17 protein-coding genes are annotated in these 18,309 nt (G+C 69.8%); 12 read left to right on the plus strand and 5 right to left on the minus strand.

What is annotated here, in order from left to right:
- Together PARJ55_RS0107790 and PARJ55_RS21615 are read left to right on the plus strand one after the other, a co-directional pair.
- Positions 1–459 carry a low molecular weight phosphatase family protein gene (locus tag PARJ55_RS0107790; RefSeq protein WP_028712523.1) on the plus strand — a complete coding sequence of 153 codons (459 nt, stop codon included), beginning with the start codon at positions 1–3 and terminating at the stop codon, positions 457–459.
- A 76-nt stretch (positions 460–535) separates the two neighbouring features.
- Positions 536–1,069 carry a PAS domain S-box protein gene (locus PARJ55_RS21615; protein ID WP_051416186.1) on the plus strand — a complete coding sequence of 178 codons (534 nt, stop codon included), beginning with the start codon at positions 536–538 and terminating at the stop codon, positions 1,067–1,069.
- Between the two features lie 25 nt (positions 1,070–1,094).
- On the opposite strand, the gene edd is transcribed toward PARJ55_RS21615, so the two are convergent.
- The gene (edd, locus tag PARJ55_RS0107800; protein WP_028712524.1) at positions 1,095–2,897 is read right to left on the minus strand and encodes a phosphogluconate dehydratase; all 1,803 of its coding nucleotides are present in this window, start codon (positions 2,895–2,897) and stop codon (positions 1,095–1,097) included.
- Positions 2,898–3,012: 115 nt separating this feature from the next.
- Between edd and PARJ55_RS0107805 the strand changes: the two genes are divergently transcribed.
- The 5 genes from PARJ55_RS0107805 to pgi all read left to right on the plus strand — a co-directional run bounded on the left by PARJ55_RS0107805 (position 3,013) and on the right by pgi (position 8,604).
- On the plus strand, positions 3,013–4,209 hold the full coding sequence (locus PARJ55_RS0107805) for an RSP_2647 family RNA methyltransferase (protein ID WP_028712525.1): 1,197 nt from the start codon (positions 3,013–3,015) through the stop codon (positions 4,207–4,209).
- A complete protein-coding gene (locus PARJ55_RS21620; protein WP_051416187.1) occupies positions 4,206–4,799 on the plus strand; it encodes an RSP_2648 family PIN domain-containing protein in 594 nt (197 codons plus the stop codon). The genes PARJ55_RS0107805 and PARJ55_RS21620 overlap by 4 nt, the downstream gene beginning before the upstream one ends.
- 76 nt (positions 4,800–4,875) lie before the next feature.
- The gene (gene zwf / locus PARJ55_RS0107815; protein WP_028712526.1) at positions 4,876–6,327 is read left to right on the plus strand and encodes a glucose-6-phosphate dehydrogenase; all 1,452 of its coding nucleotides are present in this window, start codon (positions 4,876–4,878) and stop codon (positions 6,325–6,327) included.
- A complete protein-coding gene (gene pgl / locus PARJ55_RS0107820) occupies positions 6,324–6,998 on the plus strand; it encodes a 6-phosphogluconolactonase (protein ID WP_036697114.1) in 675 nt (224 codons plus the stop codon). The genes zwf and pgl overlap by 4 nt, the downstream gene beginning before the upstream one ends.
- 1 nt (position 6,999) lies before the next feature.
- On the plus strand, positions 7,000–8,604 hold the full coding sequence (gene pgi, locus PARJ55_RS0107825; RefSeq protein ID WP_028712528.1) for a glucose-6-phosphate isomerase: 1,605 nt from the start codon (positions 7,000–7,002) through the stop codon (positions 8,602–8,604).
- 57 nt (positions 8,605–8,661) lie between these two features.
- Here pgi and PARJ55_RS0107830 read toward each other — a convergent pair whose 3' ends face one another.
- Positions 8,662–9,708, minus strand: coding sequence for an alkane 1-monooxygenase (locus PARJ55_RS0107830; protein WP_028712529.1), 1,047 nt, complete (start codon positions 9,706–9,708; stop codon positions 8,662–8,664).
- A gap of 123 nt (positions 9,709–9,831) precedes the next feature.
- Here PARJ55_RS0107830 and PARJ55_RS0107835 point away from each other — a divergent pair, with 123 nt between their 5' ends.
- Positions 9,832–11,121, plus strand: a complete 1,290-nt coding sequence (locus PARJ55_RS0107835) for a sorbosone dehydrogenase family protein (protein WP_028712530.1) — start codon at positions 9,832–9,834, stop codon at positions 11,119–11,121.
- Here PARJ55_RS0107835 and PARJ55_RS0107840 read toward each other — a convergent pair.
- Genes PARJ55_RS0107840 through PARJ55_RS0107850 form a run of 3 tightly spaced genes read right to left on the minus strand, consistent with a single transcriptional unit; the run spans position 11,118 to position 13,923 of the window.
- Entirely contained in the window at positions 11,118–12,437 is a 1,320-nt protein-coding gene (locus PARJ55_RS0107840; RefSeq protein WP_028712531.1) for an anti-phage deoxyguanosine triphosphatase, read from the minus strand. The two genes, PARJ55_RS0107835 and PARJ55_RS0107840, sit on opposite strands and share 4 nt — an antisense overlap.
- Positions 12,428–13,303 carry a glycosyltransferase family 2 protein gene (locus tag PARJ55_RS0107845; protein WP_028712532.1) on the minus strand — a complete coding sequence of 292 codons (876 nt, stop codon included), beginning with the start codon at positions 13,301–13,303 and terminating at the stop codon, positions 12,428–12,430. Before PARJ55_RS0107845 ends, PARJ55_RS0107840 begins: the two co-directional genes overlap by 10 nt.
- Entirely contained in the window at positions 13,300–13,923 is a 624-nt protein-coding gene (locus tag PARJ55_RS0107850; RefSeq protein ID WP_028712533.1) for a hypothetical protein, read from the minus strand. Before PARJ55_RS0107850 ends, PARJ55_RS0107845 begins: the two co-directional genes overlap by 4 nt.
- Positions 13,924–14,157: 234 nt before the next feature.
- On the opposite strand from PARJ55_RS0107850, the gene infC reads away from it, so the two are divergent.
- Genes infC through PARJ55_RS0107870 form a run of 4 tightly spaced genes read left to right on the plus strand, consistent with a single transcriptional unit; the run spans position 14,158 to position 18,298 of the window.
- On the plus strand, positions 14,158–14,697 hold the full coding sequence (gene infC / locus PARJ55_RS0107855) for a translation initiation factor IF-3 (RefSeq protein ID WP_028712654.1): 540 nt from the start codon (positions 14,158–14,160) through the stop codon (positions 14,695–14,697).
- A 12-nt stretch (positions 14,698–14,709) separates the two neighbouring features.
- Entirely contained in the window at positions 14,710–15,171 is a 462-nt protein-coding gene (dut, locus tag PARJ55_RS0107860) for a dUTP diphosphatase (RefSeq protein ID WP_028712534.1), read from the plus strand.
- 22 nt (positions 15,172–15,193) lie between these two features.
- On the plus strand, positions 15,194–16,228 hold the full coding sequence (locus PARJ55_RS0107865) for a molybdopterin-synthase adenylyltransferase MoeB (RefSeq protein ID WP_156929454.1): 1,035 nt from the start codon (positions 15,194–15,196) through the stop codon (positions 16,226–16,228).
- Between the two features lie 33 nt (positions 16,229–16,261).
- Positions 16,262–18,298, plus strand: coding sequence for a M3 family metallopeptidase (locus PARJ55_RS0107870; protein ID WP_028712536.1), 2,037 nt, complete (start codon positions 16,262–16,264; stop codon positions 18,296–18,298).
- The last annotated feature ends 11 nt before the right edge of the window (positions 18,299–18,309 follow it).

The raw sequence follows: 18,309 nt of genomic DNA on the forward strand, positions 1-18,309 counted from the left end.
GTGGCCGGACAGATCCCCCATTCGGTGCTGTTCTGCTGCGATCACAACGCCATCCGTTCGCCCATGGCCGAGGGAATGATGAAGAAGTTCTACGGCCGCGCCGCCTATGTGCAGTCGGCGGGGGTCAGGAACGACATGGAGATCGACGGCTTCGCCATCGCGGTCTGCAAGGAGATCGGCGTCGAGCTCTCCACCCATCGCTCGCGCTCCTTCGAGGAGATGAAGGCCTGGGGCGACGATCTGAGCAGCTTCGACCTGGTGATCGCGCTGTCGCCGGCCAGCCAGAGGCAAGCCCTTGAGCTGACGCGGGTTTCTCATCTGGACGTGGAATATTGGCCGATCATGGATCCCAGCGGCCTGGCCGAGGGGCGCGAGGCCAAGCTGGCGCTATACCGGACCGTGCGCGACCAGATCCGCAAGCGGATGATCGAGCGTTTCGGTCCGCCGACCGAAGCTTGAGAAAAATTCTCTGCGCGCTAACGGAATCTTAGCCTCTTGGCGCGATGCTGCCGGAAACCCTTTGCAGGAGTTCCGGATGACCGACATCCAGCGGCTTGACCACGACCTCGAATGGGCCATGCGCGCGATGGGCACGCATCGCGCGGTGCTCGTCCTCGATCTTGGGGGGCATATCGTGGCGGTGAACCAGACCTGTCTGGGCATGTGCGGCTATCGCAGGGAAGAGCTGATCGGCCGGCCGGTGGTCATCCTTCTGGACCCCTCGGAAAAGGCGCCGGACCGGCTGCGGCAGGTTCTGGAGGCGCCGGGGGGACGCGAATCGCGCATTCATGGGCTGGCGCAATTGACCAAGTCGGGGCGGCGGTTCCGGGTGGACGCCCGCATCTGCCCGATCCGCGACGATGCGGGGCAGGTCTGCCTGAACGTGCTGTTCCTGCGCGAAGCGGCCGAGGAGGCCGGGCCGCTGCGCCTTGTGCTGCCCGAGGTGGCGGCCGGCATGGGACAGGTGATCCGCCTGCCGCGCCGCATGCCCGGCGGTCCATGGCCGCGGCCGGCGGAAGCTGCCGAGACCGAGGCTGGCCTGCTGCTCGCAACGCGCGGCGAGCATTGATCCGCCGCACCGGTCCACAGGCGGGTCAGACGACCACTGCCGCGCCCTCGGTGGCCGGGCCGACATGGCGGCGGAAGGCGGCGAAGAGTTCCCGCCCCAGCCCTTCGGCCGAACGCGAAGGGTCGTGTTCCGCCGGCGCGCGCTCCTCGAAGCCCTCGGCCAGGCAGGTCAGCGTGCCCTGCGCCGCGTCGAGCCGGACAAGATCGCCGTCCCGCACCCGCGCCAGCGGCCCGCCATCGGCGGCCTCGGGCGAGATGTGGATCGCCGCCGGAACCTTTCCCGAGGCGCCGGACATGCGGCCGTCGGTGACCAGCGCCACCCGCAGCCCGCGATCCTGCAGCACCGCCAGCGTCGGGGTCAGCGAATGCAATTCGGGCATGCCGTTGGCACGCGGGCCCTGGAAGCGGACGATGACGATCACGTCCTCGGTGAATTCGCCGCGCTTGAAGGCGGCCTTGACCTCCTCCTGGTCGGCGAAGACGCGGGCCGGGGCCTCGATGACATGGCGCTCGGGGGCCACGGCCGAAACCTTGATGACGCCGCGGCCCAGATTGCCGGACAGCTGCTTCAGCCCGCCGGTGGCGGCGAAAGGATTGCCGGCCGGGCGCAGGATCTTGTCGTTCAGCGTCTCGCGCGCGCCCTCGACCCATTCGATCCGGCCGTCCTTCAGCTTCGGCTCGCTGGCATATTGATCGAGCCCGCCGCCGGCGATGGTCTTGACGTCGGGATGCAGCAGCCCGGCCTCGAGCAACTGCCCGATCATGAAGCCGAGCCCGCCGGCGGCGTGGAAATGGTTCACGTCGGCCAGCCCGTTGGGATAGACCCGGGCCATCAGCGGCACGGTCTCGGACAGGTCGTGGAAATCCTCGAGGTCCAGGATCACCCCCGCCGCCCGTGCCATCGCCGGCAGGTGCAGCACCAGGTTGGTCGAGCCGCCGGTCGCCATCAGCCCGACGATGCCGTTGACGAAGGCGCGCTCGTCCAGCACCTCGCCCGCCGGCAGATAGTCGTTGCCCAGCCGGGTGATCGCGGCGGCGCGCTGCACGGCGGCGCTGGTCAGCGCCTCGCGCAGGGGCGTGTTCGGATTGACGAAGCTGGAACCGGGCAGGTGCAGGCCCATGAACTCCATCAGCATCTGGTTGGTGTTCGCCGTGCCGTAGAAGGTGCAGGTCCCCGGCGCGTGATAGCTGGCCATCTCGGCTGCCATCAGCGCCTCGCGCCCGACCTCGCCGGTGGCGAATTGCTGGCGGACCTTGGATTTCTCGTCATTGGGCAGGCCCGAGGGCATCGGCCCGGCCGGCACGAAGACCGCCGGGATATGGCCGAAGGTGCCGGCAGCGATGATCAGCCCCGGCACGATCTTGTCGCAGACGCCCAGGTAAAGCGCCGCGTCGAAGACGTCATGTGTCAGCGCCACACCCGAGGCCAGCGCGATCACGTCGCGGGAAAACAGCGACAGCTCCATCCCCGGCCGGCCCTGGGTCACGCCGTCGCACATCGCCGGCACCCCGCCCGCCACCTGCGCCGTGGCGCCCGCCACATGGGCGGCCTGCCGGATCAGGTCGGGGTAACGCTCATAGGGCTGGTGGGCCGAGAGCATGTCGTTATAGGCGGTGACGATGCCGATGTTGGGCTTGCGGGTGGTGGCAAGATCCTGCTTGTCGGGCATGGCGGCATAGGCATGGGCCTGGTTGCCGCAGGACAGATGGGCGCGGCGCGGCCCTTCTTCGGCGGCGCGGGCGATCTTGGCCAGATAGGCGCTGCGGCTATGGATCGAACGCTCGCGGATGCGGTCGGTCACCCGGTCGATGGTGGCGTGCAGGGTCATGGCTCGCTTCTCCTTTGGCGCCAATGTATCCTGTTAGCGGTAACATTGCAACCGGCCTGCTCTTGCCCGCGGACGCTTGCCGTGGCAATCCTGCCGCGTTTTGCACGAGGCCGCCATGACCGCCGATCTGCCCATCATCCGATTGCGCCCGAAATCCAAGCCGCAGGCGATCCGCCACGGCTTTCCCTGGGTCTTTGCCGACGAGCTGGTGACCGACCGGCGCACCCGGGCGATCCCGCCCGGCAGCTTCGCCCTGCTCGAGGATGCCGAGCGCCGGCCGCTGGGGCTGGTGACGGTAAACCCCGAATCGAAGATCATCGCCCGCGTCATGGACCCCGACCCGCAGGTGCGGATCGGCCGCGACTGGATCGCCGCGCGGTTGCAGCGGGCGCTGGCGCTGCGTGAACGGCTGTTCGACGCGCCCTTCTACCGGCTGGTCCATGCCGAGGCCGACGGGCTGCCCGGCACCATCATCGACCGTTTCGGCGATGCCGCAGTGATCCAGCCCAACGCCGCCTGGGCCGAACGCATGGTCGGGGAGATCGCCGCGGCGCTGCGCCAGGTCGCGGGCGTCTCGACGGTGGTCCTGAACGGGCAGGGCCGGGCGCGCGGGCTGGAGGGCCTGCCCGAGCGGATGGAGCTGCTGTCGGGCGAGGTTCCCGGCCCGGTCGAGGTGCCGATGAACGGCGCGATCTACCTCGCCGACCTGACGCAGGGGCAGAAGACCGGGCTGTTCTATGACCAGCGCCCCAACCATGCCTTTGCGCAGCGGCTGGCGCGCGGCCAGCGCGTGCTGGACGTGTTCTCGCATGTCGGCGGCTTCGGCCTGGCGGCGCTGGCGGCGGGGGCGACCCATGCCACCTGCGTCGACGGCTCGGCCGCGGCGCTGGACCTGGCGCGGGGCGGCGCGCGCGCCATGGGGGCCGAGGCGCGGCTGGCCACCCGCCAGGGCGACGCCTTCGAGCAGATGGAGGCGCTGGCCGCCGAGGGCGCACGTTTCGACCTGGTGATCTGCGATCCGCCGGCTTTCGCGCCCTCGAAACCGGCGCTGGAGGCGGGCCTGCGCGCCTATGAGCGGGTGGCGAAGCTGGCCGCGCCGCTGGTGGCGCCGGGCGGCTATCTGGGCCTGTGTTCCTGCAGCCATGCCGCCGACCTGGCCGCCTTTCGCAATGCCAGCGCCCGCGGCATCGGCCGCGGCGGGCGGCGGATGCAGCTGCTGCATACCGGCCAGGCCGGGCCGGACCATCCGACGCTGCCCCAGCTGGCCGAGACCGGCTATCTCAAGGCGCTGTTCTTCCGGCTGGACGGATGAGGGCGGTTCTGGACGCCTGCGTGCTGTTCCCGACCGTGTTGCGGGAAATCCTGATCGACACGGCGGCGGCGGGGCTGTTCCAGCCGGTCTGGTCGTGCCGCATCCTGGACGAGTGGCGCCATGCCGCCACCCGCCAGGGCGCCGAGGCCGGGGTCGAGATCGCGCTGCTGGAATCGCGCTTTCCGCAGGCGCTGGTCGAGCCGGGGCAGGCGGCAGGCGGCCTTGACCTGCCCGATCCGGCCGACCGGCATGTGGTCGAATGCGCGCTGGCGGCCGGGGCTGACAGCGTCATCACCGCGAATCTGCGCGACTTTCCACCCCGTGCGCTGGCCTCGGTCGGATTGCGGGCGATTCATCCCGATGAATTCCTGCGCGACCTTTACCTGAGGGCGCCCGACACCGTGCTGGCGGCCATCGAGGCCACCGAGGCCCGGGCTCGCGCCGCCGGAGGCGAGCTCGGCCGCAAGGAACTGATGCGGCGCGCCCGGCTGCCGCGCCTTGCCAAGGCCATCGCCCGGCTGGAAAGCCCGGAAACCGCGACATTTCCGTCGCATTCGGCGGATACCTTCCCCCGACGGGGCCAGGACTGAAATGAGGATCGGATTGCAGGACTTGATGTTACCGCTAACATCGGCTAATCGGCAGATCAGCGATGAGGAGGCAGCGATGGTTTCACGCATCATTCCGGTTGAGGATTTCGACCTGGTGATCTTTGGCGCCACCGGCGACCTGGCCCGGCGCAAGATCGTGCCCGGCCTCTATCGGCGGTTCATGGCGGGGCAGGTGCCGGCCAGCGCCCGCATCATTGGCGCGGCCCGCACCCGCCAGGACGACGAAGCGTTCCGCGCCGAGATGCGTGCCGCGATCGAGGAGTTTATCGGCCCAGGCCAGGATCAGGCGCAGCTTGCGGCCTTCCTGGACATGCTGGGCTATGTCGCCATCGACGCGCGCGGCACCGACGGCTGGGCCGAGCTCAAGGCGCGGGTGCGGCCGGGGGTGGTGCATGCCTTCTACTTCTCGGTGGCGCCGGCGCTGTTCGGCGATATCGCCGAGCGCCTGGCCGGCAACGGCATCGCCGATGCCGAGAGCCGCATCGTGGTCGAAAAGCCCTTCGGCCGGGACCTCGCCACCGCGCGCGCGCTGAACGCGACGCTGGCCCGGCATTTCGACGAAAGCCAGATCTACCGGATCGACCATTACCTGGGCAAGGAAACCGTCCAGAACCTGATGGCGGTGCGCTTCGCCAACATCCTGTTCGAGCCGCTGTGGAACGCGCAATATGTGGACCATGTCCAGATCACCGTGGCCGAGACGGTGGGCGTCGGCGGGCGCGGCGAATATTACGACCATTCCGGCGCCATGCGGGACATGGTGCAGAACCACCTGATGCAGCTGCTGTGCCTGACCGCCATGGAGCCGCCCTATCATTTCGATCCCGGTGCGGTGCGCGACGAGAAGCTCAAGGTGATCCGCGCCCTGGAACCGCTTGCCCCCGAGGATATCGTGCGCGGCCAGTATCTGGCCGGCCCCGAGGGCCCGGGCTATCTGGAGGATGCCGAGAATCCGGCCTCGCGCACCGAAAGCTTCGTGGCGCTGAAGGTGCGGATCGCCAACTGGCGCTGGACCGGCACGCCTTTCTACCTGCGCACCGGCAAGCGGCTGCGCGCGCGCACCAGCGAGATCGTCGTGACCTTCAAAGAGCCGCCGCATTCGATCTTCGACGATGGCGGCACGCACAAGGCCAACCAGCTGGTCATCAAGCTGCAGCCGAACGAGGGCATGCACCTGACCGTGATGATCAAGGAGCCGGGGCCGGGCGGCATGCGCCTGGTGCAGGTGCCGCTGGACATGAGCTTCGCGGTTGCGCTTGGGGCCGATGGCACCGACATGCCGGACGCCTATGAGCGGCTGATCATGGACGTGATCCGCGGCAACCAGACCCTGTTCATGCGCGGCGACGAGGTCGAGGCCGCCTGGGCCTGGACCGACCCGATCATCGCCGCCTGGGAGGCCGGCTCGAAACGGCCCGAGCCCTACGATCCCGGTTCCAGCGGCCCCGAGGAGGCGCTGCGCCTGCTGCATCGCGACAACCGCCGCTGGAGGGAGATCAGGCCATGACCATGGAGTTCATCGAATATGCCGACCGCGAGATGCTGTTCCTGGCGCTGGCCGACCGGCTGGCGGGCCAGCTGTCGCAGCATCTGCGGGTGAACGACGGCGCCAGCCTCTGCGTGCCGGGCGGCACCACCCCGGCGCCGCTTTATGACTATCTTTCGGGCAGCGAGATCGACTGGCCGCGCGTCACCGTGCTGCTCAACGACGAACGCTGGGTGGATGGCGAGCATGTCCGTTCGAACGGCCGGCTGCTGCGCCGCCACCTGCTGAAGGACAAGGCCGCCGCGGCCAATTACCTCGACCTCTATACCGGCGACGAGCGCCCCGAGGATGCGGTGCCGGCCCTGTCCGAGGCCATCGCCCCGCATCTGCCGCTGACCGTGCTGCTTTTAGGCATGGGCACCGACATGCATACGGCGAGCCTGTTTCCCGCGGCTTCCGAGACCGTTCTGGCGCTGGCCTCCGACGCGCCGCCGGTGATGGCCGTCAACAGCATCAAGGACGAGCCGCGGATCACCCTGACCGCCTCGGCGCTGAAGGGCGCGATCAACACCCATCTGCTGATCGCCGGCGCCGACAAGCGCGAGGCTTTCGAGCGCGCGCAGGGCCTCGACCCGACCGAGGCGCCGATCCGCGCCTTTCTTGGCGACATCACCGTGCATTGGGCAGAGTGAGATGACCGATACCTGGACCAGACTGACAGAATACCGCAACTCCCAGGGCGCGCTGCGGATCGAGGCGCTGTTCGCCGCCGATCCGGCCCGCGCCGCCGCCTTTTCGACCAGCGCCGAAGGGCTGGTGCTGGACTGGTCCAAGACCACCATCGACGCGCGCGCCCGCGACCTGCTGCTGGACCTCGCCGCGCCGGTTCCGGAACGCCGCGAGGCCATGTTCACCGGCCAGCGCATCAACGAGACCGAGGATCGCGCCGTGCTGCACACCGCGCTGCGCAATCTCGACGCCAGCGTAACGGTGGACGGCCGCGACGTGATGCCTGAGGTGCGCGCCACCCATGCCCGCATGCGCGCCTTTGCCGATGCCGTCCGGGACGGCAGCTTCGCGGGGCAGGGCGGCAAGATCACCGATGTGGTCAATATCGGCATCGGCGGCTCGGACCTCGGCCCGGCCATGGCGACGCGGGCGCTTTCGCCCTGGCATGACGGCCCGCGGGTGCATTTCGTCTCGAACGTGGACGGGGCGGACATCGCCGATACCATTGCCCGGCTCGACCCCGCGACGACGCTGGTGATCGTCGCCTCCAAGACCTTCACCACCATCGAGACCATGACCAACGCGAAAACCGCGCTGGACTGGATGGCGAAGACCGTGGCGCAGCCGGCGGCGCAATTCGCCGCGCTGTCCTCGGCCACCGCCCGGACCGCCGAATGGGGCATCGACGAGGCCCGCGTCTTCGGCTTCGAGGATTGGGTCGGCGGCCGCTATTCCATGTGGGGGCCGATCGGCCTGTCGCTGATGATCGCCATCGGCCCGGACGAATTCGACCGCTTCCTGGCCGGCGGCGCGGCCATGGACCGGCATTTCCGCCAGGCCCCGCTGGCGGAAAACCTGCCGGTGATCCTGGCGCTGGTCGGCATCTGGCACCACCAGATCTGCGGCTACGGCACCCGCGCCGTGCTGCCCTATGACAACCGCCTCGGCCGCCTGCCGGCCTATCTGCAGCAGCTGGAAATGGAATCGAACGGCAAGCGCGTGGCCATGGACGGCAGCGACCTGACCGTCCCCTCGGGCCCGGTGGTCTGGGGCGAGCCGGGCACCAATGGCCAGCACGCCTTCTATCAGCTGATCCACCAGGGCACCGCCATCGTGCCCTGCGAATTCATCGTCGCCGCCCGCGGACACGAGCCCGAGCTTGCGCATCATCACCTGCTGCTGATTGCCAACTGCCTCGCGCAATCCGAGGCGCTGATGCGCGGCCGCTCGCTGGACGAGGCCCGGGCGCTCATGCAGGCCAAGGGCCTGACCGGCGCCGAGCTGGAACGCCAGGCCCGCCACCGCGTCTTCCCCGGCAACCGCCCCTCGACCACCTTGCTGATCCCGGAACTCGACCCCTACACGCTGGGCCAGATCGTCGCGCTCTACGAGCATCGGGTCTTCGCCGAGGGCGTCATCCTGGGCATCAACAGCTTCGACCAATGGGGGGTCGAACTCGGCAAGGAACTGGCCCTGAAGGTGGCGCCGCTGCTGGACGGCCAGCCCGCCCCCGGCCACGACCCCTCGACCGAGCATCTTGCGGCGCTGATCCGCGAGGCGCGGGGCTAAGACTTCTTCGCTCTCCAAATACCCAAGGGCGGCGCCACCCGCGCCGCCCTTGCCCGTTCAGCCCCGCATCCGCATGACCCGCCGGTCCATGACCCGCCGCCAGATCCGCGGCCACATGGCAAGGGCCGCCATCACCGGCAGCGACCAGGGCAGCATCGGCCGCGGTTTCCCGGCCCGCTCCAGCCGCAGCGCCGGATAGGCGCGGCCGGGATGGGCGTGGTGGTCGGAATGGCGCGGCGCATTCACCATCATCAGCGAGGACAGGAAATGCGGCGCGTCCCAGCTGTGGCGCGGTCCGACCGGCTCATAGCGCCCGTCCGCGCGCCGGGCGCGCTCCAGCCCGTAATGCTGGACGTAATCGGCCAGCATCATCTGCATCTGCGCATAAAGGCAAAGCCCCAGGTACCAGCCCAGCCCGGCAGGGCCCAAGACCAGCAGCACCACCGTACAGCAGGCCAGCCCGCCGCCGATCCAGACCAGATAGGGGTTCGGCCGGCCGGGCCTGGCCGCCGACAGCGCCCGTTCGGCCGCCAGCCCGGCGCGGAACGATCCGGCCCAGGCGCGCGGGAAGAAATGCCAGAAGCTCTCGCCCAGCCGGGCCGTGTTCGGGTCCAGCGGCGTCGCGACATGGCGGTGATGCACCAGCCGATGCGCCGAGCTGTGATGACCGAAGAGCAGCGTCACATAGACCGCCGCGCCCAGCCGGAACAGCGCGCGCGAACCGCGATGGATCAGCTCGTGCGCGTTCGAGTTCGAGACCTGGCCGAAGAACAGCCCCAGCCCCAGGAACAGGGCGATGCGCGAGGCCATGCCCAGCTCCGGCTGCAGCAGCGCGGCCAGCCCGCCCGCCAGCAGCAGGAAATGCAGCAGCGCCAGCAGCACCGACAGCAGGTCGGTCCCGGGCGGTGCCTCGTCGCGGCCGGGATCGGCGAAGCCGCGCGCGATCACCGTGTCGACGATCTGGCTGGCCCCGCCCATCCAGATCAGCGCCGCCCAGATCCACGGCCCCCCGAACAGACAGGCCGCGGCCAGCAGCAGGCCGGGCAGCAGGGCGAAAAGCGCGAAGGCCGGGACCGAGGCCGGTCTGTCGAAGGGAGCGGGCATGGCGGCACCAGTTTTTCGCGCCTATAGCCGGTTTTTTCCGGCCGGACCACCGGGACGTGCATTCGGGGATTGACCCTTGCCGTCCCGCGGCTAGCCTTGTTGGCGCAAACAGGAAGGAAACCCATGGATTTTCTGGCGAAGGCGACGGCATTCGTGGGCGGCGCGATGGTGCTGGTGCGACGCATGGGCGCACCCAGGACGGCCGCCTTCGGCAGCAGCCCGGCGATCCCCGAGGCGAAGAAACAGGGCATCATGACCCTGAAGATGCCCACCGCGCGGGGCTGGGCGCCGGGACAGCTGCCCAAGGCCGCGCCCGGCCTGCGCGTCAACGCCTTCGCCCGCGAACTGCAGCATCCGCGCTGGATCGAGGTGCTGCCCAATGGCGATGTGCTGGTGGCCGAGGCGCTGCAAGAGGCGAGCCCGCCGAAATCGCTGCTCGACCGCGCCGCGCAGGCCACCATGCGCCGCGCCCGGGCGCTGGGAACCAGCGCCAACCGCATCACGCTGTGGCGCGACGGCGACGGCGACGGCGTGGCCGAAACGCGCGAGGTCTTCCTGGAGGGCCAGCGCCAGCCCTTCGGCATGGCCCTGGTCGGTGACATCTTCTTCGTCGGCAATACCGACGGCATCGTGGCCTTCGCCTACGAGCCGGGCGCGACCCGCCTCGACGGGCCGGGCCGGCGGCTGGTCGAGTTCAAGCCCGGCGGCCACTGGACGCGCAGCCTGATCGTCTCGCCCGACCGCAAGCGGCTTTATTGCGGCGTCGGCTCGCTGACCAATATCGCCGACGAAGGCATGGAGGCCGAGGAAGGCCGCGCCGCGATCTGGGAGCTGGATCTGGAAACCGGCAAGGCCCGCATCTTCGCCTCGGGTCTGCGCAACCCGGTCGGCATGGCCTGGGAGCCCATGACCGGCGCGCTCTGGACCGTGGTGAACGAGCGCGACGGGCTGGGGGACGAGACGCCGCCCGACTACCTGACCTCGGTGCAGGAAGGCGGTTTCTACGGCTGGCCCTATTGCTATTGGGGCCGGACCGTGGACGATCGCGTGCCGCAGGACCCGGCCGAGGTCGCCCGGGCCCTCACTCCCGATTACGCCCTGGGCGGGCATACCGCCTCGCTCGGCCTGTGCTGGATGCCCGAGGGCACGCTGCCGGGTTTTCCGGACGGCATGGTGATCGGCCAGCACGGGTCCTGGAACCGCTCGACGCTGTCAGGCTACAAGCTGATCTTCGTGCCCTTCCGGGACGGCCGCCCCTCGGGGCCGCCGCGCGACATCCTCTGGGGCTTCCTGTCCGAGGACGAGAAATATTCCTATGGCCGCCCGGTCGGCGTTGCCATCGGCCCGGACGGCAGGTCGCTTCTGATGGCCGATGACGTGGGCGACGTGATCTGGCGGGTCAGCGCCGCCTAGAGCCGGTCGAAGACCGAACCCATGCGCGGCGCGAACAGCCGCTCATAGGTCCGCAGCAAGGCGGTGTCGGTCATGGCGGCGACGCAATCGCAGATGATGCGCAGGCCGTTGCCGCTTTCGCCCTCGGCCTCGGCGAAGCGTGCGCGCCATTCGCCGGGCAGCAGCCGTTCGGGGTCCGAGCGCAGCGCCTCGAAGACCTCGACCACCATCGCCTGGCCCTTGAATTCCAGCTGCTGCACTCCGGCGCTGCGGATCACCCGGTCGAAGATGAAACCCTTCAGCGCACCCAGGAGGCGGCGCGGCGTCTCGGCCAGCTCGACGCGATGGCGCAGCAGCGGCTCGCGGAAGCCGGGCTCCTCGCGGAAGCGGACGGCGCCGATGAAATGATGCTCCAGCGCGCCGATGCAGCTCTTGCGGTCCGCAGGCGGGCCGAACAGCTGCGCCATCAATCCGCCATGGTCGAAGGCGTCGGCGAGTTCCGGCGTCACCGCGGCGCGGAATTCCTCGGCCGAGACCAGCCCCAGCGCGACGGCGTCCTCGAGGTCGTGGACGCCATAGGCGATGTCGTCGGCCACATCCATGATGCTGCAATCCAGCGACTTGTGCAGCGTCGTGGCATGGCCGCCGGCCCGCGGCCGGACCGCGACAAAGCGCAGCCGGTCCTCGGGGACAAGCGGGGCAAGGATCCAGTCCACCACGCCCGTCTCGCCGTCGAGATGGCATTTCGGCGGCGTCGAGGCCGCCGCGTCGATGCTGCGCAGCACCGAGAGCGTGTCGTGCAGGCGCGGGCGCAGCGCCGGGTTCTGCAGCCGCGACCAGCTTGCGGGATATTTCAGCACCCCCAGCAGGCTGCGGCGCGTCAGGTTCACGCCGGGCTCGGGCGCCGCATCGGCCGGTTGCGCCAGCAGGCGCAGGGTCTGGCCATTGCCCTCGAAACCGCCGGCATCGCGCATGCACCAGTTCAGCGCCACCTCGCCGCCATGGCCGAAGGGCGGATGGCCCAGGTCATGCGCGCAGGCGATGGCCTGGATCATGCTGCGGCCGGGCAGGGCGGCCGTGGCGGGATGGTGGGGGAATGTCCCCTGCAATTGCTGGACCAGCCCGCCGGCGATCTGCGCCACCTCCAGCGAATGGGTCAGGCGGGTGCGGTAGAAATCGCTGTCGCCCAGGTTCAGGATCTGCGTCTTGCCCTGCAGCCGGCGAAACCCGGCGGAATGGATGACGCGGGCATAATCCACGTCGCCCTCGTCGCGGAAATCGTCGGCGGGGCGGCGGCGCGGCTCGCGCCGGGCCAGCCAGACGGGATCTAGAACCACTGGCCCGGCTCCATCAGGCCCAGGTCCATCAGCTGTTGCGAATTCCAGCGGAAGGGATGCGAGTTCCGCCAGCGGAAGGTCTGGATATGCCCGCGCGAGCCGGGGTTCTTCGCCAGCGCCTTGGCCACCCGGAAGGACGCGATGGCCGCTGTCAGGTTGTTGTGCCAGGGGCAGGCATAGGTGTTGTATTCCTCGATGTTGAAGCGATGGTCGGGCAGCAGCCGCAGCCCCGGCTGGCTGCGGAACAGCGCGATCCGGTCGATGCGGCGGCGGTCGGGCGGCATGTGCTCCTCGAACCGCCAGCGCAGCCCGCCGTGGAAGTCCAGCTGCCGCTCCTTGTGCCGGCCCTCGCGGTCCGTGCGGCCGAGCGCGTAATAGCCGGTGCGGTCGAACATCGCCTCGTTCAGGCTGACCGCGTCGGGGAAACGCTCCAGGTCCGGGGCGTAGAGGTCGACGACATAGGTCAGCATGGCCCGCCGGCGCTCTTCGGCGTGAAAGGCCAGCATCTCGCCCACGGTGCGGCTTTCCGAAAACGGATAGAACAGGAATTCCGCGTTATAGCCGTAGTAAAGCCAGGTATCGGCCGGCGCCGCCTCGATCAGCGCATTGACCGCCGCGACATGGGCACGTCCGCGCCGGGAATCGTGGCGCAGGTTGACGATCCTTTCGCCGCCGCCGTCGGGGATGGCATGGGCGGGCAGCGGTTCGGGCGACAGCGCCAGGATCAGCTTGAACCCGGCCTTGAGGTGATGCGCCAGCGTCTGCTGCAGGACCGCCTCGTCCTCGACCAGCAAAAGCGCGATCGGCCCCTTGGCCAGCCTGTCGCGCGCGCTTCTGAGGAAATCGTCCAGGCCGGGAAAGCTCATGGCAGGGCGGCCCTGATCTGCTCAAGCGCCTGCGCCAGCGCCGCCGGGTCCTCCTGGGCGGCGCGGTCCAGCAGGGCGGCCAGCGCCGCCTTGCGTTCGTCCGAGAGCGCCGATGCGTCGATGATGGCGCGCACACGGGCGGCGTCGAAGCCCTGCGGGGTCAGGGCGGCGTCGATCCCGGCCGCCTCGCCGGCGGCGCTGCCAGCCTCGCGCGTGGCCATGGCGGCCTCGCGGGCGGCGGTCCCGGCGGCGATGGCTGCGGCCTCGGCCTGTTCCGGCGTGGCGCTGGCGGTGGCCGCGGCATCCGCGGCGCGGTCGGCGGCGGCGATGGCCGCTTCGGCTGCGGCCTCGGCCTGCTCGGCGGCAGAGCCGGCTGGGCCGACTGCCGCCTGCTCGGCCGCAGCCGAGGCCTCGGCCGCCGCATCGGTGGCGATGGCTGCCGCGTCGGCAGCGGCATCGGCAGCGGCATTGGCCTTGTCCTGCGCAGCGCTCTGCTCGGGCGCGGGCGGCGGCGCTTCGGGCGCGGTTGCGGTCAGCCGGGCCAGGTGGCCGCCGTTCCAGAGCCAAAGCCCGCCAAGCGCCAGGGCAAGAATCACGATCACGGCCAGGATTTTCTGCATCGGTTTCTCCGTCAGGGCTGCGGCGCCTCACGCCCTCTATGCCATGCCGTTGCAGGGGGGAAAAGCGTCCCGGCGGCGCCGGCGCGGGCCGGACGCGGGGGCGCGGGTCAACCGACGCGCGAAACTGGGGCGGGGGTCGGCAAACCTTGCTCCGCCCCATCGAATCCGGTTGAAAATGCGCCTGCGCAGGACTATTTAACCGCGCGAAACCCCGGCAATACAAGGAAGACAGCCATAGCCCGCAGACCGCATAACGCTCCGCCCCCCCGTGACACCGGCCCCCGCGTCAACGAGCGCATCCGAGTCGCCGAAATCCGCCTGATCGGTCCCGAAGGCGAGAATATCGGTGTCGTGACACCCGCCCGCGGTCTGGAGCTTGCACAGGAAGCCGGGCTGGATCTTGTCGAGATCTCGCCGAATGCCACGCCCCCGGTCTGCAAGATCATGGACCTGGGCAAGTTCAAGTATGAACAGCAAAAGCGCGAGGCCGAGGCCCGCAAGAAGCAGAAGATCATCGAGATCAAGGAGATCAAGTTCCGTCCCGGGACCGATACCCATGATTACGACGTCAAGATGCGCTCGGTGATGAAGTTCCTGGCCGAGGGCGACAAGGTCAAGATCACCCTGCGCTTCCGGGGCCGCGAAATGGCGCACCAGCAATTGGGGCTCGAGCTTCTGAACCGCGTCGCCGCCGATATCGGCGAGGCGGGCAAGGTCGAATCGATGCCCAAGCTGGAAGGGCGCCAGATGATCATGATGATCTCGCCGAAATAAGGGGGCTCTGGGATGGCTGCCGAGGTGACGATTCTGGTTCTGCGCGAACCGGGCGCCGACCCGGCGCTGCCCCTTCCCGAATACCAGACCCCGGGCGCGGCCGGTGCCGACCTGCGCGCCGATCTGGGCGGGGGCGAGCTGGTGCTCGATCCCGGCCAGATCCGACTGGTGCCGACCGGCCTGCGCGTGCAGATCCCCGAAGGCTACGAGATGCAGGTCCGCCCGCGCTCCAGCCTGGCGCTGAAGCACGGGGTGACCCTGCCCAACACCCCCGGCACCATCGACAGCGACTATCGCGGGCCGCTGGGAGTGATCATGATCAACCTCGGCCCGCTGCCCTATACCGTCCACCATGGCGAGCGCATCGCCCAGGCCGTCGTCGCCCCGGTGACCCGAGCCGCCTGGGTCGCGGCCGAGGCGCTGGAGGAGACCGCGCGCGGCGAAGGCGGCTTCGGCTCGACCGGGCGGGCCTGAGCCTGTGCTGATCCTTGCCCTCATGCTCGCCGTGCTGGTCGCGGCGCGCCTGCTCGGCTGGCCGGACTGGCGCGGCTGGGCCGGCGTGGCGGCGCTGTGGCTGGCGGCCATCGCGGCCCTGGTGCTGGCGCCCGGCAGCGCGGCCGCGCGCCTGGTCGGCGGCGATGCCCGTCTCTGGGCGCTGAGCGGCGGCGTGGTGGCGCTGGTGCTGGGCTATCGCCTGCTGCTGCGGCAACTGCATCGCCGCGCCGTCCCCCTGCCCGAATCCCCGCAACCGCCCCCGCAATCCGGCCCGCTGTCCGATCCTGAACTGGACCGCTATGCCCGCCATATCGTGCTGCGCGAGCTGGGCGGGCCGGGACAGGCGGCGCTGAAGCGCGCCCGCGTGCTGGTCGTCGGCGCGGGTGGGCTGGGGGCGCCGGTCTGCCTGTATCTGGCGGCGGCCGGCGTCGGGCGGATCACCGTCGCCGACGACGATCGCGTCGGCCTGTCGAACCTACAGCGGCAGGTGATCTTCCGCAGCGCCGACGACGGCCGTCCCAAGGCCGAGGCGGCGCGCGATGCGATGCTGGCGCTGAATCCGCATGTCGCGGTCGCGGCGCTGAACCGCCGCATCACCGAAGCGGATGCCGCACTGGTCGCCGAGCACGACTTGGTGCTGGACGGCACCGACACATTCGCCTCGCGGGTCGCGGTGAACGCGGCCTGCGTCGCGGCGGGCGTGCCGCTGGTGGCCGGCGCCATCGCGCAATGGGAGGGGCAGGTGACGGTCTGGGATCCCAGCAACGGCGCCCCCTGCATGACCTGCATCTTCCCCCAGGCGCCGGCGCCGGGCCTGGCGCCGGCTTGCGCCGAGGCGGGCGTCGTCGGGCCGCTGCCGGGCGTCGTCGGCAGCCTGATGGCGCTGGAGGCGATCAAGCTGATCGCAGGCAGCGGCGAGCCCCTGCGCGGCCGCATGCTGATCTTTGACGGGCTCTATGGCGAGAATCGGCTGATGAAGATCGCGCGACGCGCCGATTGCCCGACCTGCGGCTCTGGACATTTCCGCGCAGGCTGAAACACTCGCGGCCAACCGGAAAAGGAGGCTCGCATGAACCCCGAACTGACGCATTGGACCGGCCCCCTGGGCCTGCCGCGTTTCGACCTGATCCGCGACGAGGATTTCGACCCGGCCTTCGATGCCTGCCTGAAACTGGCCGAACAGGCGGTCGAGGCCATCGCCGCCAATCCCGAGCCGCCCAGCTTCGGCAATACCGTCGCCGCGCTTGAAACCGCCGAGGAGCCGCTGAACCGGCTTTGCGCCGTCTTCTTCACCCTGACCGGGGTCGATTCCAACCCGGCGCGCGAGGATCTGCAGCGCCGGATCGCCCCGCGTCTGGCCGCGCATGGCAGCAAGGTCAGCATGGACCCGCGGCTGTTCGACCGGGTCGAGGCGGTGATGCAGGATGCCGACGAGCTGTCGCCCGAGGACCGCCGCCTGACCGAGCTGACCCTGCGCGGGCTGCGCCGGGCCGGCGCGGGCCTGACCGGCGCGGCGCGCGAGCGCATGATGGCGATCCGCGAACGGCTGGCGGTGCTGTCCACCGAATTCGCCCAGAACGTGCTGACGGACGAGCGCGACTTCGTCATGGCCATGGCCGACGACCAGCTGGCCGGCCTGCCGGACTGGCTGGTCCGCGCCATGCGGGCGGCGGCGCGCGAACGCGGGATGCCGGGGCAGGTGGTGACGCTGAACCGCTCGCTGATCGTGCCCTTCCTGGAATATTCCGAGGAACGCGCCCTGCGCGAGGCTGCCTGGCGGGCCTGGACCGCGCGCGGTTCCGGCCAGGGCGCGGGCGGGGCCGCGACGGACAACCGCCCCATCGCCGCCGAGATCCTGCAATTGCGCCACGAGCGCGCCCGGCTTCTGGGCTATGCGGATTTCGCCAGCTACAAGCTGGAGCCCGAGATGGCGAAGACGGCCGAAAACGTCGAGGCGCTGCTGACCGAGGTCTGGGCCGCCGCCAGGGCCCGGGTCGAGGCCGATGCCGCCCGGCTGACCGAGATGCTGCGCGAGGACGGGGTGAACGGCGCGCTGGAGCCCTGGGACTGGCGCTTCTACGCCGAGCGGCGGCGCAAGGCCGAGCACGATCTGGACGAGGCCGAGGTCAAGCCCTACCTGACGCTGGAGGCCATGCTCGGCGCGGTCTTCGACACGGCCCAGCGGCTGTTCGGCATCGAGATGCGCGAGTTCGAGGCGCCGCTCTGGTCGCCCGAGGCTCGGGCCTGGGAGGTGACGCGCGACGGCCGGCGCCTCGCCGTCTTCGTCGGCGATTACTTCGCCCGGCCCAGCAAGCGTTCGGGCGCCTGGTGTTCCTCGCTGCAGCAGCAGCACAAGATCGGCGGCGGGCAGCGCCCCATCGTCACCAATATCTGCAACTTCACCCCGCCCGAGGCGGATGGCCAGCCGGCCTATCTGTCCTGGGACGATGCGCATACGCTGTTCCACGAATTCGGCCACGCGCTGCATCACATCCTGTCGGACGTGACCTGGCCCTCGATGTCGGGCACCTCGGTCGCGCGGGATTTCGTCGAATTGCCCAGCCAGCTGTTCGAGCATTGGCTGGAACAGCCCGAGGTGCTGGACCGCCACGCCCGCCATGCCGAGACCGGCGCGCCGCTGCCTGCCGATCTGCGCGACCGCATCCTGGCGGCGCGCAATGCCGATCAGGGTTTCGCCACGACCGAATATCTGGAAAGCGCGCTGGTCGATCTGGCCTTCCATCGCGGCGCGCCGCCTGCCGACCCCATGGCGCGGCAGGCCGAGGTGCTGGCCGATCTGGGCGCGCCCGCGGCTGTTCCGATGCGCCACGCCACGCCGCATTTCGCGCATGTGTTTTCCGGCGACGGCTACAGCGCCGGCTATTACAGCTACATGTGGTCCGAGGTGATGGATGCGGACGCTTTCGAGGCTTTCCTGGAAAAGGGCGACGCCTTCGACCCGGAAACCGCGCGGCGGCTGGAGCAATGGATTCTTTCCAAAGGCGATTCTTTGCCGGCCGACGAACTTTGGTTGAAATTCAGGGAACGAAAACCGGGGGTTCACGCTTTGTTGAAAGGACGCGGCCTTCTGGCCGAGACCGGCTGACAACAAGGGAG

The organism is Paracoccus sp. J55 (genome assembly GCF_000513975.1).
Taxonomy (GTDB): domain Bacteria; phylum Pseudomonadota; class Alphaproteobacteria; order Rhodobacterales; family Rhodobacteraceae; genus Paracoccus.